This is a genomic window from Bacillus cereus group sp. BfR-BA-01379, from assembly GCF_022663605.1.
GTDB classification, from domain to species: Bacteria; Bacillota; Bacilli; order Bacillales; family Bacillaceae_G; genus Bacillus_A; species Bacillus_A mobilis.
Genome location: NZ_JAKUFT010000018.1, coordinates 15520 through 31892, shown reverse-complemented (window position 1 = coordinate 31892; position 16373 = coordinate 15520). Strand labels below are relative to the sequence as shown.

The following is a 16373-nucleotide window of genomic DNA, read 5'->3' as shown; positions in this document are numbered from 1 at the left end:
AAGTATCTAGTGCCGTGTAAGCGACGTTATCGCAAAAGAAGCCATTATGTTTTTTGTGATGGGAATCTGGGTGGAACCACGAATATAAGCATATTCGTCCCTAATTTTTAGGGATGAATATGCTTTTTTGCATTCAATTTCATAATAAGCGAAGAAAAGGACACGAGTTATTTTACCCGGTTATACAGAGAGGGAAGGAAAGCTGAGAACTTCCTAACGCAGAAAAATAACTTACCACCTTAGAGCTGCACTGGGGAAATTAAGTATCTAGTGCCGTGTAAACGACGTTACCGTAAAAGAAGCCATTGTATGTTTACGATGGGAATCTGGGTGGAACCACGGGTAAAAGCACACTCGTCCCTATTTTAGGGATGAGTGTGCTTTTTATTATGAAATGGAGAGATGAAAAATGAAAGAACAAATGATTGAAATTAAATTTCCAGATGGTAGTGTTAAAGAATTTGCAAAAGGAACTACTTTAGAAGAAATTGCTGGATCCATTAGTGGTAGTTTGAAAAAGAAAGCAGTAGCGGGGAAAGTAAATAATCAGTTATATGATTTACGCCGAAATATTGAAGAAAATGCGGAAGTAGAAATCGTTACTATAGATTCAAATGAAGGGGTAGAAATTGCAAGACATTCTGCGGCACATATTTTAGCGCAAGCTGTAAAGAGAATGTATGGCAATGTAAACCTTGGTGTAGGACCGGTTATTGAAAATGGATTTTATTATGATATGGACCTTCCAAATAGTGTAAACGTAGAGGATTTACCGAAAATTGAAAAAGAAATGAAAAAGATTATAAATGAAAATGTAAAAATAGAGCGAGTCGAGGTTTCTCGAGAAGAAGCAGCAAAACTGTTTCAAGAAATGAATGATCACCTGAAATTAGAACTGTTAGAAGCAATTCCTAGTGGGGAAAGTGTAACACTATATAAACAAGGTGAATTTGTAGATTTATGTAGAGGACCACACTTACCGTCAACAGGCTATTTGAAAGCATTCCAATTAACTCACGTTTCCGGTGCATATTGGCGAGGTGATAGTAACAATCAAGTGCTTCAGCGTATATATGGCGTTGCGTTCTCTTCTCAAAAAGAATTAGAAGAGTATTTACATTTCGTTGAAGAAGCCGCAAAGAGAAATCATCGTAAGTTAGGTAGTGAGCTAGAGTTATTTATGTTTTCAGAAGAGGCTCCGGGAATGCCATTTTATTTACCGAAAGGCCAGATTATCCGAAATGAATTAGAAGCATTTTTAAGAGAAATTCAAAAAGAGTATAAGTATCAAGAAGTACGTACTCCGTTTATGATGAACCAAGAATTATGGGAGAAATCAGGACACTGGGGACATTACAAGGATAACATGTATTTCTCAGAAGTAGACAATAAAAGCTTTGCATTAAAACCGATGAACTGCCCAGGACATATGCTAATGTTCAAAAATAAATTACATTCTTATCGTGAATTACCAATTCGTATGTGTGAGTTTGGTCAAGTACACCGACACGAATTTAGCGGGGCATTAAACGGATTATTAAGAGTACGTACTTTCTGCCAAGATGATGCTCATTTATTTGTAACTCCAGAACAAATTGAAGATGAAATTAAATCTGTAATGGCGCAAATTGATTACGTTTATAAAACTTTCGGATTCGAATATGAAGTAGAGCTTTCTACTCGTCCAGAAGATTCAATGGGGGATGATAAGTTATGGGAGCAAGCAGAGGCGTCATTAAAAAATGTATTACATTCATTGAATTGTAAATATAGACTAAATAAAGGTGACGGTGCATTTTATGGACCGAAAATAGATTTTCATATTAAAGACGCTTTAAATAGAAGTCATCAGTGCGGAACAATCCAGCTAGATTTCCAAATGCCAGAGAAGTTTGATTTAAGTTATATAGATGAGAAGAATGAAAAGAAAAGACCAGTTGTCATTCACCGAGCAGTTTTAGGATCTTTAGATCGTTTCTTAGCCATATTAATTGAGCACTTTGGAGGTGCGTTCCCGGCATGGGTGGCACCAGTTCAAGTGAAAGTCATTCCAGTTTCGAATGCAGTCCATGTACAATATGCAGATGAAGTTGCAGATAAATTAGAACAAGCTGGTGTTCGTGTAGAACGAGATGTACGGGATGAAAAGTTAGGATATAAAATAAGAGAAGCACAAATGCAAAAAGTTCCTTATATTCTTGTTATTGGGGATAAGGAAATGGAGAACGGAGCTGTAAATGTACGTAAATACGGGGAAGAAAAATCAGAAGTTGTTGAACTAATTGGGTTTGTGGAAAGTATGAAAGAGGAAATAAATAATCGGAAATAAAGTTTAAAAAGAAAACACACCAATTCAAAAGGGTGTGTTTTCTTTTTTACCTTACAAAAATGTAAGGTAAATGTAAGCGAAATCGAAGGAACGAGTTTTAGAAAAGTGAGAATATGAAATAGGAAAAAGGTTTACATAACTCGTGTAACCCTTTCTGATTGAAAAATTAAAAAAATCTTAAGGGTTTACATGAGAAAAAGATAAGAAATATGTGAGAAATTCATTTTATACAAAAGGGATGGAGTGAAAGAGATGTCAACAAATGTAGTTACTGTAGAAAGTGTAGAAAAAACGTATGGGAAAAGAAATGAGAATCAGTCAAAAGCATTAAGGGGTGTGACATTAAGTATTAAAGAAGGGGAATTCGTCGGGATTATGGGTCCTTCTGGCTCTGGAAAAACGACACTACTTAATGTGATAAGTACACTGGATCAAGCGACAGGTGGCAGTGTGACAATAGCTGGCACAAATATTACTTCAATGAAGGGGAATGCTTTATCAGATTTTCGATCTCAAAAATTAGGATTCATTTTTCAAGATTTTAACTTACTAGAAAACTTATCAATTTATGAAAATATTGCTTTACCACTTTCTTTGCAAGGCGTACCTTCAAGCGAGATTACTGGAAAGGTGAATGAGGTTGCGAAAAAATTAGGGATTACTGAAATTTTAACAAAATATCCAACTGCTGTTTCTGGTGGACAAAAGCAAAGAACAGCGGCAGCACGAGCTTTAGTACATAATCCAGCAATCGTATTAGCAGATGAACCGACAGGAGCGCTTGATAGTAAAAATGCAAAAAGCTTATTAGAAGCGATGCAAGATTTACATGAAAATCACAATGTAAGTATTTTAATGGTAACACACGATGCATTTAGTGCGAGTTATTGTGAACGTATTTTATTTATTCAAGACGGCCTTCTATACAAAGAGTTAAAGCGTCAAGGAACACGAGAAAATTTCTATCAAGACATTTTAGGTGTGCTCGCTCATATGGGCTCAGCTGCTGAGTCTAAATAGGGGGGCGAGACTATGTTATTTAAATTATCACGTCATAGTATGAAAAAAATGTTAAAAGATTATATGGTTTTACTTATTGGTCTCGTTATTAGTATTAGTATTTTCTACATGTTCCAAACGATGGCGATGAATAGTGAATTCACGAAGGATAATAGTCTTATTAGTAGTATTAGACTCGTATTTTGGGTAGGGGCAATACTATTATCTTTCATTACTGTATTTTATATTATATATGCTAATTCTTTCTTGCTCACATTAAGAAGAAAAGAACTCGGTATGTATATGATGCTCGGTGCGAAAAAGAAAAAAGTAGCGCAATTATTATTTATTGAAACATTCGGTATGGGTATTGTCAGTATTATTATCGGGATTTTAGTAGGGATGTTACTTGCAAGTGTAGCAGGAAACTTTTTAATGAATGGTATGGAAATTTCAGCGAAAGGTAGTTACTCATCTGTATATACACCAGCAATCTTAGTTACAGCTATTTTCTTCTTAATACTATTTTTTATTACTGGTTTAATGAATAGCATCCGGTTATTACGCAAAACAGAACTAGAGTTAATTCGTGAAGATGAAACACTAGATGAAGTGAAGAAAAGTAAAACTCGTATTATTATAATGACAGTACTCGGTATATTGCTAGTAAGTACAGGATACTACTTTATGGTAAATATAAAAACATTTGCCGAACTTGGTTTTATAATAGCGACAATCGTTACAACACTTGGAACATATTTTATCTTTAGTTCATTGCTCCCGTTTTTTGTGATGAAAATTAAAGGGAATAAAAAACGAAATGAAACGGGCTTAAATAGTTTTACATATGCCCAGCTACGTTTTCGCGTAAATAGTTTATCGAGAGTATTAGGTACGGTAGCGATGTTAATTGCATTAGGTGCAGGAGCAATGACGGCAGGTATGGCGTTTCAAAAAAATGTCGGCATTATGACAGACTTTTCTCGTGTATATGATGTTGTAATTCATGATCCAAATGAACAGGATAATGTGGCCTTGAAAGAAATGAAAATTGTTGAAGAAAGTAAGTACAAGTATAAAGTAGATGGAGAAGCGGTTTATTATTTACGTAACGACTTAACTGCGAAACCACCACTTGTTTCCGATCACTTTGATACAAAAACTTTAAAAGAGCCTGCTCGTAAACGTGTGGCTGAATCTTTAACTGAACCTGTATATTCTGCTTTGGAAGCTCCCGAAGCAGCGAATAAGCTGCCTCGTATGCCAAAAGATTGGGAAGATGCAGTTGTAAGAGAAATACAAATTACACATAATCAATTTAACGGAAAACCTGTAAGAATTGCTGATGAAGAACACTACAAAGCAGTTCAAGGAACGGAACATAGTGTAACATTAGCAATAGTAGATGATATGAAAAAATATAAACCATTGTTGCTCGATATAGATAAGAGGCAAAAAGAATTAATTGAAACAACAACAGGTACAAAAGTAGAACTATATACAAAAATGACAATTTATCAGTTTATGAACAGTTTCATGAGTGGAACAATGTTTATGGGATTTTTCCTTGGAATTGCCTTTTTAGCAATGATGGCAAGTTCGCTAATGTTCAAAATATTAACAGGTGCTTCTCGTGATGTACGCCGTTATGAAATGTTACGAAAAATCGGTGTGAGACGTAGTATGTTAACGAAAAGTATTTATAAAGAAATTTCATATTTATTTATCTTCCCAGCGATTATTGGAATTTCCCACGTGTTAGTAGGGCTTAACTTATTCAGCTTTATACTAGTTGACCCGTTTGTAAAGGTGTGGGTGCCGATAGGGATTTTCTTAGTCATTTATTTCATCTATTACTGGATTACTGTCCAACTTTATAAAGGTATGGTAATGCCGAAAGAAGAAGTAGCGAAATAATTTAAGAAAAGAGTCCTTGTTTAGAAAACAAGGGCTCTTTTCTATATTTGTAATACATTGTGATTGAGTCTTTCTATGAATTGTATATTGAAAATTAAGGAAATATTAAGAGTTTATATAGCGGAAAGTTAAGAAGTGTATGGGATATTAAGAATATGCAAAAGATCAAGGTGAAATTGCAGAGCGAAATTGTCATATATTCATATTATTTTGAGGGAGTTTTACAGAATTAAATTGATGTTTTTATAAATTGTAAAGAAAGGAGACTACTTATGAAGAAGATAAAAAAATTAATAAAACTTATTGGTGCCATCACTACGCTATTATTAATCGTAGCACTAATATTTCCTACATGGACCTCGCAAATAAAAGGGAAGAATAGTATAAGTACATTAGAGCAAGTAGAGATAAATGGAAGTGGTCATGAAATTATGATACGCGGAAAAGATAAGAACAATCCGGTTATTATTTTTGTACATGGTGGACCAGGTACTTCAGAAATACCATATGCTCAAAAATACCAAAACTTATTGGAAGAGAAATTCACAGTTGTTAATTATGATCAAAGAGCGAGCGGGAAGTCGTATCATTTCTTTGAAGACTATTCGAATCTTACATCAGATCTTCTTGTAGAAGATGTATTAGCTATGACAGATTATGTTTCAAAACGTCTTGGTAAAGAAAAAGTAATATTGGTTGGTCATTCTTACGGTACATATATTGGGATGCAAGCTGCCAATAAAGCTCCTGAAAAATATGAAGCATATGTTGGCATAGGGCAGATGAGTGATACAGTAGAAAGTGAAATGGATAGTCTAAACTATGTGATTGAACAGGCACAAAATGCTGGGAATACAGATGAGGTTTCCTATTTAAATGGGTTGACTGAAAAAATTAAAAATGGTGATACATACACTCCGAGAAATTATGTTGCGAAATATGGTGGAACATCAAGACTTATTGAAAATCCAGATGGTGATAACATCGGAATGTTACTCAGTAATGAATATAACTTGTTAGACGTAATTCGTTATAATGTTGGATTATCACATTCTCAAACTGTCTTATTAGAAAAGGATTTAAAGAGTCCATTGCCTACTAAGGTGACTAAAATGAAGCTACCGCTTTATTTCCTTATGGGGACATATGACTATAACACTTCATTTCAGGCAGCAAAAACATATTTTGATACGATTGAAGCAGAACAAAAAGAATTTATTACTTTTGAGAAATCAGCTCATTATCCACAATTTGAAGAGAAAGAAAAATTTTACAAGTGGATGTGCGATACATTTGTAAAATAAATAAAGTGTATCTGAACTTTAGAGAATTAATATAGTTAGCGAGACGTATCAAGATTTTTGATGCATGGTATTAACTGAAGCGAAGTTATATAAAAAGACTCTTGTATAAATGACAAGAGTCTTTTTATAATGTTCTCGATACAGAAGGAAAAGATTGGATAATAGTCGAAAAATATAATATAACTTCCAAGAAATGACTAGATTAATAAAATTTTGTCGAGAGAAAGGATACGAAGTATGAAAGAAATGCTACAGTTATTTCGCAACAAAGTGTATGCACGTTTTTTTCTAGCAAATATTTTAGAGCGACTCGGTTCTATGATTGCTGGAGTTTCTTTAATGTTTTATTTGCTAGATCAATACGGAAAACAACCAGTTTACGCAACGATGACACAAATTATGATGGCATTACCTGCATTAATCTTTTTTCTATTAGTAGGGACAGTAGTGGATCGTTTTGATAGACAGCGTATATGCACGGTAAGTAACATATGTTGTTCGCTCTGTAATATCGGAATTCTAATTTCGCTTTATTACGGGATGATTATACTAGTCTTTATATTTTTATTTTTGGAAAATGCATGTATACAATTTTTCTCTCCATCAGAACAGTCGATGATACAGGGAGTAGTTGAATCCGACCAATACGGTGCAGCAGCAGGTGTGAATCAAATGGTGAATAGTTTGTATGCTTTGTTTGGTGTAGGAATTGCAACGATGGTGTACTGGACTTTTGGAATATACGGGAGTATTTTAGTAAATACGCTCACTTTTATTATGAGTGGTATTTTGATTCAAACGATCTCCATTCCAGAAAAAGTGCGTTTGCCAAACGGTAGAACAAAATGGAAAGAAGTTAATTTGAAAATGTTAATAACAGAGTTTCAAGAAGGGATCAAGTATATATATCAAAATGACACTTTAAAAAAATTACTTTTAGGATTTATCGTATTTGGACTATTAAATGGTATTTTAAGCGTATCCACAACTTACATATTAAAATATAAATTAGCACCTGCAACGTATGAAAGTTTAGCGATGGTGGGTGGTGTAGTTGGAGGGATTTCATTACTAATTGGAAGTATAGTAGCAACAAGTGTAGGGAAGAAATATGCACCAAAGCCTATTATTGTCTTTGGTATGGCAGGCTCAGGGGTCTTTTTCGGTATGTGTTACTTTGTAAACCACGTATGGTCTTTTTATGTATGTATCGCTTTTGCGACTTTCTTTTTACCATTTATTAATGTTGCAATTATGGGCTGGATGTATGAAATTGTGGAAGAATCATTCATGGGACGTGTTCAAAGTTTACTTAGTCCATTAACGACAGGATTCCAGCTGTTATCTCTCGGTGCGATAGCAATGTTGTTCCCGAAATGGATTCGTGCAGATACGTTGTTTATTATTTTATTTGTTTTATTGTTTTTTGTTACGTGTTTATATCAAACCATTTTACCTAGTGGGAAGAAACGGGTGCAAAGTATAGCTGAAGAGATATAATAAATGTGGTTTTTGATTTCTGAATATTCTATCGGATGGTAAGGAGAAATCGTTATGTTGATGCGAATTGCTAAATGGTGTGGGGTTACTTGTTTACAATTAGTAGCTTCCATTTTATGTATAATCTGTCTAGGCGCGCTACCGCGTTTATTTAAGGGATTGCAAATTGATTTAATCGGTTTTTGGAACACGATTGTCTTTCTTGGAGGGAAGATACTTCAACCGGGTGAAATTACATATGGATTTCGAGACTCAAGAAAATTATTTCCGCAAATATGGATTCATTATTTTGAAACGATGATTGTATTTCTATCAGCGTTTTTACTATCTTTGCTTATAGCGTATATACTTGTTGTTTGGGTATTGCAGCGTTCTCATATGAAACAAAAAATGTGGAACGGAGTTTTTCTTACGCTTGAGAGTATACCGGATATTTTACTTATTTTATTATCGCAACTTCTTGTCGTAATTATGTTTCAAAAAACAGGGTTTATGCCGGTCAAACTGGCTGGATTAGGGGAAGAAAGGATACGTTTGTTACCAATTATATGTCTTACAATACCAACAACATTATTGTTTATTAAACTGTTGTTATTACGGTTTAAAGAAGAATTAGAGAAAGATTATAGTTTGTTTGCCAAGAGTAAAGGGCTAAGCTTACGGCATATTTTGACACATCATATTTCAAGAAATGTTTTATTAACGACAATTTATTACGCGAAAACAAATATTTTATTTATGCTTTCTAATTTATATATTATTGAATGGATATTTAATACATATGGTATGTTTGTTTTTGTAAAAGAAAATTCTAAATTAGAAATATTTACAGTGAGTCTAGTAATATTATATGTACCGCTTTTTATACTATTTCGTATATTACATACGCTTTTACAAAATGTTATAAAGGAGCGTGTGTAACATGTGGCAAGTTGTAAAAAGAGATGTGAGATTTTGGATAGGTATTACTTTTTTGAGTGTACTAATGATTATTAGTATTGGATATACGGTGTTTTTTGATGGGAATATTCGTGAACTTACGATGATGTATAACGAAAAAGGGGAACTAGAGGCAGCCCCATTTTCGCCATCAAGTAAATTTTGGTTTGGAAGTGATGTGAAAGGACGTGACCTTGTTCAATTAATCATAGAAGGCGCGAAATGGACAGTTGGAGCAAGTATAATTATAGCGATTTTACGAGTTATAGTTGGCGGGGGAATTGGTTTACTTCTTGGTATGTATGGTAAACGTTCTTTTCCAGTTATTTCATCCTTTTTTGATCCTTTTAGTATTGTACCGATGGTTATGATTTCTTATTTTATGTTAAATGAAGTTTTAACGTTTGATAGTGGAGCAGAAGTTGTGCCGTTGTATTTGCGTGTGGCATTTCAAATTATAGTTCTTGTATGTCTTGCTGTACCAACGGTTATGTTGTATGTAGCGCAAGAAGTAAAGCGTATTAAGAAAGAAGAATTTATGTTGGCAGCTACTGTGCTCGGCGGAAGTAAGTGGCATAGGTTGAAGCGCCATATATGGCCGCATATGTTACCATCATTTCTTTTATTAGTAGCGCAACAATTTGTGAGTACTTTATTGCTTCTTTTACACCTTGGTTTGTTGCAATTATTTTTTGGTGGAACAATAACCTTCAGTGGAATGGACCCAGATAGTGTAACAAAAGAATGGACGGGTCTAATTGGTCAAAACTTCCGCCACTTAACGACTCATACATGGATTGTACTTATACCGATTGCTTTTTATAGTATGACAATTCTTGCGGGAAATCTAGTAAGTAATAGTATGCAAGATGCGATTAAATTAGGAAATGTAAAAATACCTAAGAGCAAGGATAAAGAAGTAAAGGAAGAAAAACGAGTACAAACTAATGTGAATGATTTTTCTTTTTATAGAGAGATACAAAAATAAAAAAGATAGCTGAAGACATATCGTTTTCAGCTATCTTTTTTTGTTTATAGTGGTGGTAAATCAATCTTACCTTCTTCAAATAATTCTTTTATCATATGCTTCGTATAACCAGCGGCCTGACCAAAGGTGATTTTTGCTGGCATTGGTGCTTCATTTGCATCTACAACTACATCAATAATACACGGTCTATTTTGTTTTACCGCATTTTCGAAAGCAGGAAGTAGTTCATCTACATTCTCAACACGGTATCCAATACCTCCGCATGCCTCTGCGTATTTTGCAAAATCAGGGTTTGTTAAGTCTGTACCAAATTCGATATTCCCCATAACTTCTTGTTCGAATTTAATCATGGCGATTTTATTATTATTTAAAACGACGACAACGATTGGCAGTTTATATTTAACAGCTGTTACGAAATCGTTCATTGTCATTCCGAAACCACCATCACCACAAACAGCAAATACTTGTTTATCTGGGAAAGCAATTTTTCCAGCAAGGGCACCAGGTAAACCGCAGCCAAGTGTTGCGAGCCAGCTAGAAATAATAAATTGCTGATTTGTCATACGGAAGTGCCTTGCTGTCCAAACGGTTACATTTCCGACATCGACTGATAATATTGCATCATCATGAGCTACTTGTTGCAGTGCATGCATAACGCGTTGTGGTTTAATTGGAGTAGAAGTATCGACTTCTTGATCGTGTAATTTTTCTTCCCATTTTTTCATCATTTCTTGATGATGCTCTAAGAAGGAATGGTCCTCGTGTTTTTCTGCATTTTCAATTAACCATTTTAATGTTTTATCAGCATCACCAGCTAAGCCGATATCTGTAACGTAACGTTTTCCGATTTGGGCAGGATCAGTATCGATATGGATTGTTTTTGCTTTTTCGGGTAAGAAACCGGTGAACGGATAAGAAGTACCAACCATAATTAAAGTATCTGCATGTTTCATTGCATCATAAGAAGGTTTTGTTCCAATTAATCCTAATCCACCGATACAAAGTGGATGTTCGTCAGGGATAATTCCTTTAGCTGGTAATGTAAGTACAATTGGAGCACCAATGTGTTCTGCGAAAGTAAGTAAAGATTCTCTCGCATGTTTTGCACCTTTTCCAGCTAAAATAACTGGCTTTTTCGCTTCATTTATTGCGAGTTTTGCAGCGTGTAAATCTTCTTCTTGCGGAAATAACTCAGGTAATGTAAAAGAAGTATTTGTAACACGAGCACCACTTTTTACTTCGAATTTCGGAACATCATCTGGAATTGTAAGAACGGATACCCCTTTTTTCGTATAAGCCATTCGAATCGCTTGATTCACGACAGCTGGTAGCTGTTCTGCTGACATAATGCGCTGGTTATAAACCGCGACATCATCGAACAATCTTTCTAAGTTTACTTCTTGGAAAAAATCCGTCCCGAGTAAATCGGTTTCTACTTGACCTGAAATTGCTAGAACAGGTGCTTTATCGAGTTTGGCATCATATAAACCATTTAATAAATGAATAGCACCGGGCCCTGCGATTGCCATACAAACGCCAAGTTTTCCTGTTAACTTAGCATAGGCAGCTGCTGCTAGTGCACCAGCTTCTTCATGGCGAACTTGAATGAATTTAATTTTATCTTGTTTTTTTCTTAAAGCTTCAATGATAGAGTTGATAGAATCTCCAGGCATTCCGTATATGTGTTCTACTCCCCAGTCAATTAATAGGTCAACTAGTGCTTCACCGGCTGTTTTCTCAAACATAATTTTTTCCTCCTTATAATAGGTAGTTACTATTATGTTTTGGAGAAAAAGGAAAAATATACAAATGATAAAATATATTAGTTTTAATGGTGACCAGTAAATAGTGTAAATACTGTTATAAGTAAAAATCCACTAGTAGCCCACGTAAGAAATGAAAGGAAAGAGAGCTGTTTCTTTGCCTTCCAAAGCATTTCATGAATTGTAACATAGCCAAGTGAACCGATAGCGCTCCCCATAATGAGTCCTTGTAAATGTAGGGCTTTTCCTTCCATCAAAATGCCAAAAACAGTACCGGTACCGAGGATAAGGGAAAGTAATAAAGTTGTTAATAAAAAGGAAATATATTTATGTTTTGTAAAGAGGAAGGGGATAATTAAAGCTAATCCTTCAGGAATATGGTGAATTACAATCGCAAGTAAGAAAGGAATGGCAGAATCATTATGATTTATAAATGCTGTACCTAATGCAAAGCCGCTCGGCAAATTATGAATAAATATAGCAAAAGAAAGAAAAAGGAAAGTTTGCCATGCTTGTTGATCTTTTTTATGTATCATTGGATGATGACAATAGTTATCTAATAGGCCCATAACTAAAATACCGATAGCTATACCGAGTATAGGGCCGATTATTTCATAGCTTGCAAATGTTTCAGGAATAATTTCAAGGGATAAAAGCCCAAGCAAAATTCCGCCACATAATGCATATAAACGATGCATTTTTTCCTCAATTAGCTGGCGCGTAGCAATGCCGACAGCACCGCCTAATAGTAATCCACCGAATGAAAAAAATGTAACTATCATAGGAATCCATAATCGTTCCATCGTATCACACTCCAATTCTTCCACTTATTTTTAGCTTACGAAAAGGAAAGTTAGATTAGTCCAAGTAATTGTGTTTGATTATAGAGAAAAAACTAATAATTCGTTATAATTTATATATTAAATTTAAGTGGAAATATGAAATGGGGAATAAGTTTGTATACAAAATGGAGTCTATCTGAATATGAAAATCCAAAACGATATGATATAGAAAATAAAAGTTTGTCAGATTTTCCGTTATTACTATCATGGGCACAAAAACTAAGTATACAAAATGAATGGATTCTAGATATTGCCTGCGGAACAGGAAGGGTTACAATTCCATTTATAGAAAACGGATATAAAATGATCGGTGTAGATATACATGAAGGTATGCTTGCTGAAGCGAAGAGAAAATCTGCGGAGTGTAAAAAAGTAAAATGGCTACAACAAGATTGCTTACAATTAAAGATTGAAGAAACGATTCCGTTCGCATTTATCCCGCGTTAACGGACAGTAAAACTCCCACCTCAAAATTCAGTTGGAGCAAAGAAGTTAGGTGGGAGATCAACTGTCCGTAAACGTCCGATTGGTTCAACTAATAATCAGTGGGGGATGAACAAAACCCCCACTGATTAAAGTTTCACTTTATGGTTGGCCACGGATTTCAGCATTTTCTTACGAATACTGATCAAAATAATTTATTAACATCTATCCATCATGTGTTAGCTAATAATGGTATATTTATATTCGATACACGTTTTCCTTCAAAAGAAGAATTAATACAACCATCTACAGAAGAATATTGGACAACTATTCGTGATGAAATGGGAAGGAAATGTAATTTATATACTGAAATGACATACGATTCAATTCAGCAAATACAGCACTACATAATAACAAGAAGATTTTATGAGGATGATGGGCAAGTAGAGGAACTGAAAACAACGATTGATCTGCGCTATACATATCCGCAGGAGTTAGAAAGATTATTAGCAGCGAATGGTTTTGAATTATTACATATATTTAATGATTGGGAAGGAAATGAGTTAGGGGAAGACTGCTATTCTATGGTAGTAGTTTGCCGGAAGAAAAAATAGTGTCATTTCATGCTATGTGCTGGATGAAGGTTTTACAGATAATAATTGAAAAGAATAGTAGTAAATGGAGGAACTAATTATGCAACAAATTAAAAAAATAGGAAACTCATTTTGGTATATGACACCTGTTTCAGAAACAGATAGACCTATATTAGGAATGGTCGTTGGACAAGAAAAAACTTTAATGATTGATGCAGGGAATTCAGAAGAACATGCACAATTATTTCTAGAAATGCTAAAAGAACAGAATGTATCAAGTCCTGATTTCGTAGCATTAACGCATTGGCACTGGGATCATATTTTTGGATTGCCTGTACTACAAAATGCATTAACTATTGCGCATGCTGAAACGAAAAAAGAAATGCAATCACTAGTATCTTATGAATGGACAGATGAAGCGTTGGACGCACGCGTAAAAGAGGGTACTGAAATTGCATTTTGTGCAGATTGCATCAAGAAAGAGTTTGAAGAAAAAGCGAGGAATATTAAAATCATTCCTCCAACCTTAACGTTCCAGAATCAAATTGAATTAGACCTTGGTGAAGTGACATGCGTGTTAAAACATGTCGGCGGAGATCATGCGCATGATTCAGTTGTTATTTACGTGAAAGAAGAAAAGATATTATTTTTAGGAGACTGTATATATGCAGATATCTTTTCTTCAAAATGGAACTATACGACGAAACGAACGTTTAAATTAATCGAAGAGTTGGAGGCATTTGATGCTGAAACCTATATTCTTTCTCATGGGACAGCTATAAGTCGGGCTGAGTTTTTACAAGAAATGCATTTGTTAAAAACAGTGGGAACTTATACAGAAATTCATAAAGGCGATGAAGAGAGAATAAAGGCAGCGTATAAACTAGACATAGATAGAGAATTAAATGAAGATGAATTAGAAACAATAACGTTTTTTGTAAATGGTTATGAAATGGATAATCAGTAAGATACTACATGAATCAAATATAATTAAACTGCACAAAAAGAGTATTGAAATTTAATTCAATACTCTTTTTAATAGTTAAATATGTAGTTTCAACCAAATGCTAATTAGAGGGTTACATCGTTTGAAGTGATGCCATTCTATTTATTTTTCGTATAGATAAGTTTTCAAAATGAAGCTTTCTTCGCTAATTCAGTTATATAGTTAAAAAATCCATTGTGGTTTACATCATAAACGACATTTACAGGTCGCCCGCCATCAAATTCTACTGTACGTCCTTGGCTAGGTCCATATGTATGAACAATACTATAAATTGTTTGTAATTTGGCAAGGTCAGACTTCCCGATAAAGGCAGCAGTTAATACATCCCACAAATAGTAAGTAGAGTTCGTTGAGAAATGAACGAGAGGAGGGACCATTGCATAGCATTGACCAAGGAAATCAATACCAATATATTTTCTCTCTTTTGCCCAACGTTCACGTATGTCTATAGTTAATGGGACTTGGTTTGTACTTTCTAGTGTCACTAAGTCAATTTTAATTTTTGATTCCCAAACACGAGCTACTGCTTCAGGGTCCCAAAACGAATTCCACTCAGCTGTTCCATCATGTTCGGGTTCACGAACATTGCCGGCAGTACGAAATGTTCCTCCCATCCAAACAAGGCGCTCAATTTTTTCTTCGATTACAGGTGCTTCATATAGTGCACGGGCTAAATCGGTAAGCGGACCTGTAAATAATAAAGTTGTTTTCTCTTCAGTTTGTAGTAGGGTTTCAATTAAGTGGTGATGTGCAGGTTTTGCCGCTATAGGTGTTACAACTTTTCCAGACTCATTTAAAATTGGTAAAGCATCTACATAAAATGCATGCATCCGCCAGTCTTTTGGAAATGGATTTTTCGCACGGGAATTTGATGCAGCTACTTCAATATTTCCATTGCCGAAGCGATCAATAATTTTGCGACTTGCAGACATTGCTGGTTCTAAATAGCAATCTGCAGGGATAACGGAAACACCTGTAAGCTTGACATTATCCATCTGGAGTAATAAAAATAGTGAAATTAAATCATCTACACCACCATCATGATTGAAGTACACTTTTTGCATCATTGTAATCTCCATCCTATATAATTTAGTAAGGAATTAAATATGAATTGCAGAAAAATCATCAATAATTTCCACCACTTTAATTTTCCCATTAATCAGTAACTCAGGAAGTTCATTACTAACGTTTCCTTTCCAATACTCTCTAGCTTGTTCAATTTTTTTGGAGAAAGGAATACCGTCTTCTTTCGGTAAAAGGTTACCGTCACCTTCAAAACAATGTCCAATCACTCGTAGTTTAACAATCTGCAACACTTCTCGATTGTAAGAATCAAATAATGTTTTCCATTTTAAAGCATTTTCATAGCTCTTTGCAGCATATAAACAAGATAATCTTGAAGGGTATTCAGGGAATTCTTGTAGCCTTACCATTTCTACAATCGTTTCTCTAACCGCTCTAATTGTTTGATCCATATAATTCATAACTACTTTAGCGTTCTCATTCTTTATAAGTAATCCTTCATTTGTATAATGTTCTTTTAAAATTTGCATAGTATCTTGACCGTTAGAATTTAAATGTTCTCTTTCAAAAAAGAAATGAAAGAGGGTATTCGTTTGATTTTTTTCGAAATGAATGATTTGTCCCATCTTCATTTTTTTCCTTGTTACGATGTGATATGCGTAAAACTCTTGTTTATCCATGGTTATCCTCCTAGTAGTAACTATCAGGTATTACAAAGTTAAATTTAATAATTCAACATTGAGATAT

At 34.5% G+C, this 16373-nt stretch carries 12 protein-coding genes, 2 pseudogenes and 2 other annotated features (1 of these 16 running past the window's edge); of the genes and pseudogenes, 10 read left to right on the top strand and 4 right to left on the bottom strand.

The annotated features are described in order from the left end of the window. Positions 1 to 105, top strand: a binding site (T-box leader) (it extends 119 nt beyond the left edge of the window). Between the two features lie 37 nt (positions 106 to 142). Beyond that, positions 143 to 365, top strand: a binding site (T-box leader). Positions 366 to 409: 44 nt separating this feature from the next. The 7 genes from thrS (at position 410) to MR113_RS09435 (ending at position 9976) form a co-directional block, all read left to right on the top strand. After that, positions 410 to 2329, top strand: coding sequence for a threonine--tRNA ligase (gene thrS / locus MR113_RS09465; RefSeq protein WP_242253790.1), 1920 nt, complete (start codon positions 410 to 412; stop codon positions 2327 to 2329). Positions 2330 to 2581: 252 nt separating this feature from the next. After that, the gene (locus MR113_RS09460; RefSeq protein ID WP_242253788.1) at positions 2582 to 3349 is read left to right on the top strand and encodes an ABC transporter ATP-binding protein; all 768 of its coding nucleotides are present in this window, start codon (positions 2582 to 2584) and stop codon (positions 3347 to 3349) included. A gap of 12 nt (positions 3350 to 3361) precedes the next feature. Then, a complete protein-coding gene (locus tag MR113_RS09455; RefSeq protein ID WP_242253781.1) occupies positions 3362 to 5245 on the top strand; it encodes an FtsX-like permease family protein in 1884 nt (627 codons plus the stop codon). 272 nt (positions 5246 to 5517) lie between these two features. Further along, complete coding sequence (locus tag MR113_RS09450; RefSeq protein WP_242253780.1) at positions 5518 to 6549, top strand: alpha/beta hydrolase; 1032 nt, start codon at positions 5518 to 5520, stop codon at positions 6547 to 6549. 237 nt (positions 6550 to 6786) lie between these two features. Further along, positions 6787 to 8049 (top strand): MFS transporter, encoded by a 1263-nt coding sequence (locus MR113_RS09445; protein ID WP_242253779.1) that lies wholly within the window; start codon positions 6787 to 6789, stop codon positions 8047 to 8049. A 54-nt stretch (positions 8050 to 8103) separates the two neighbouring features. After that, positions 8104 to 8970 (top strand): ABC transporter permease subunit, encoded by an 867-nt coding sequence (locus MR113_RS09440; RefSeq protein ID WP_242253778.1) that lies wholly within the window; start codon positions 8104 to 8106, stop codon positions 8968 to 8970. A 1-nt stretch (position 8971) separates the two neighbouring features. Then, positions 8972 to 9976 (top strand): ABC transporter permease subunit, encoded by a 1005-nt coding sequence (locus MR113_RS09435; RefSeq protein WP_242253777.1) that lies wholly within the window; start codon positions 8972 to 8974, stop codon positions 9974 to 9976. A gap of 44 nt (positions 9977 to 10020) precedes the next feature. Here MR113_RS09435 and MR113_RS09430 read toward each other — a convergent pair whose 3' ends face one another. Continuing rightward, positions 10021 to 11721: a pyruvate oxidase gene (locus MR113_RS09430; RefSeq protein ID WP_242253776.1), complete on the bottom strand. Its 1701-nt coding sequence runs from the start codon at positions 11719 to 11721 to the stop codon at positions 10021 to 10023. An 83-nt stretch (positions 11722 to 11804) separates the two neighbouring features. Beyond that, a complete protein-coding gene (locus tag MR113_RS09425) occupies positions 11805 to 12542 on the bottom strand; it encodes a ZIP family metal transporter (protein ID WP_242253775.1) in 738 nt (245 codons plus the stop codon). A 135-nt stretch (positions 12543 to 12677) separates the two neighbouring features. On the opposite strand from MR113_RS09425, the pseudogene MR113_RS09420 reads away from it, so the two are divergent. From MR113_RS09420 to MR113_RS09410, 3 genes and pseudogenes are all read left to right on the top strand, one after another. Then, a pseudogene (locus MR113_RS09420) lies at positions 12678 to 13013 on the top strand (class I SAM-dependent methyltransferase); the annotation flags it as partial. A 152-nt stretch (positions 13014 to 13165) separates the two neighbouring features. Continuing rightward, a pseudogene (locus tag MR113_RS09415) lies at positions 13166 to 13618 on the top strand (SAM-dependent methyltransferase); the annotation flags it as partial. A gap of 79 nt (positions 13619 to 13697) precedes the next feature. Beyond that, on the top strand, positions 13698 to 14564 hold the full coding sequence (locus MR113_RS09410; RefSeq protein ID WP_242253774.1) for an MBL fold metallo-hydrolase: 867 nt from the start codon (positions 13698 to 13700) through the stop codon (positions 14562 to 14564). Positions 14565 to 14728: 164 nt separating this feature from the next. On the opposite strand, the gene MR113_RS09405 is transcribed toward MR113_RS09410, so the two are convergent. After that, positions 14729 to 15670, bottom strand: a complete 942-nt coding sequence (locus MR113_RS09405) for a nucleoside hydrolase (protein ID WP_242253773.1) — start codon at positions 15668 to 15670, stop codon at positions 14729 to 14731. A 33-nt stretch (positions 15671 to 15703) separates the two neighbouring features. Continuing rightward, a complete protein-coding gene (locus tag MR113_RS09400) occupies positions 15704 to 16306 on the bottom strand; it encodes a DUF2441 domain-containing protein (RefSeq protein WP_242253772.1) in 603 nt (200 codons plus the stop codon). Positions 16307 to 16373 lie beyond the last annotated feature (67 nt).

Coding starts and splice junctions, on each gene's coding strand:
- thrS (WP_242253790.1), top strand. CDS start 410: ATGAAAGAACAAATGATTGAAATTAAATTTCCAGATGGTAGTGTTAAA.
- MR113_RS09460 (WP_242253788.1), top strand. CDS start 2,582: ATGTCAACAAATGTAGTTACTGTAGAAAGTGTAGAAAAAACGTATGGG.
- MR113_RS09455 (WP_242253781.1), top strand. CDS start 3,362: ATGTTATTTAAATTATCACGTCATAGTATGAAAAAAATGTTAAAAGAT.
- MR113_RS09450 (WP_242253780.1), top strand. CDS start 5,518: ATGAAGAAGATAAAAAAATTAATAAAACTTATTGGTGCCATCACTACG.
- MR113_RS09445 (WP_242253779.1), top strand. CDS start 6,787: ATGAAAGAAATGCTACAGTTATTTCGCAACAAAGTGTATGCACGTTTT.
- MR113_RS09440 (WP_242253778.1), top strand. CDS start 8,104: ATGTTGATGCGAATTGCTAAATGGTGTGGGGTTACTTGTTTACAATTA.
- MR113_RS09435 (WP_242253777.1), top strand. CDS start 8,972: ATGTGGCAAGTTGTAAAAAGAGATGTGAGATTTTGGATAGGTATTACT.
- MR113_RS09430 (WP_242253776.1), bottom strand. CDS start 11,721: ATGTTTGAGAAAACAGCCGGTGAAGCACTAGTTGACCTATTAATTGAC.
- MR113_RS09425 (WP_242253775.1), bottom strand. CDS start 12,542: ATGGAACGATTATGGATTCCTATGATAGTTACATTTTTTTCATTCGGT.
- MR113_RS09410 (WP_242253774.1), top strand. CDS start 13,698: ATGCAACAAATTAAAAAAATAGGAAACTCATTTTGGTATATGACACCT.
- MR113_RS09405 (WP_242253773.1), bottom strand. CDS start 15,670: ATGATGCAAAAAGTGTACTTCAATCATGATGGTGGTGTAGATGATTTA.
- MR113_RS09400 (WP_242253772.1), bottom strand. CDS start 16,306: ATGGATAAACAAGAGTTTTACGCATATCACATCGTAACAAGGAAAAAA.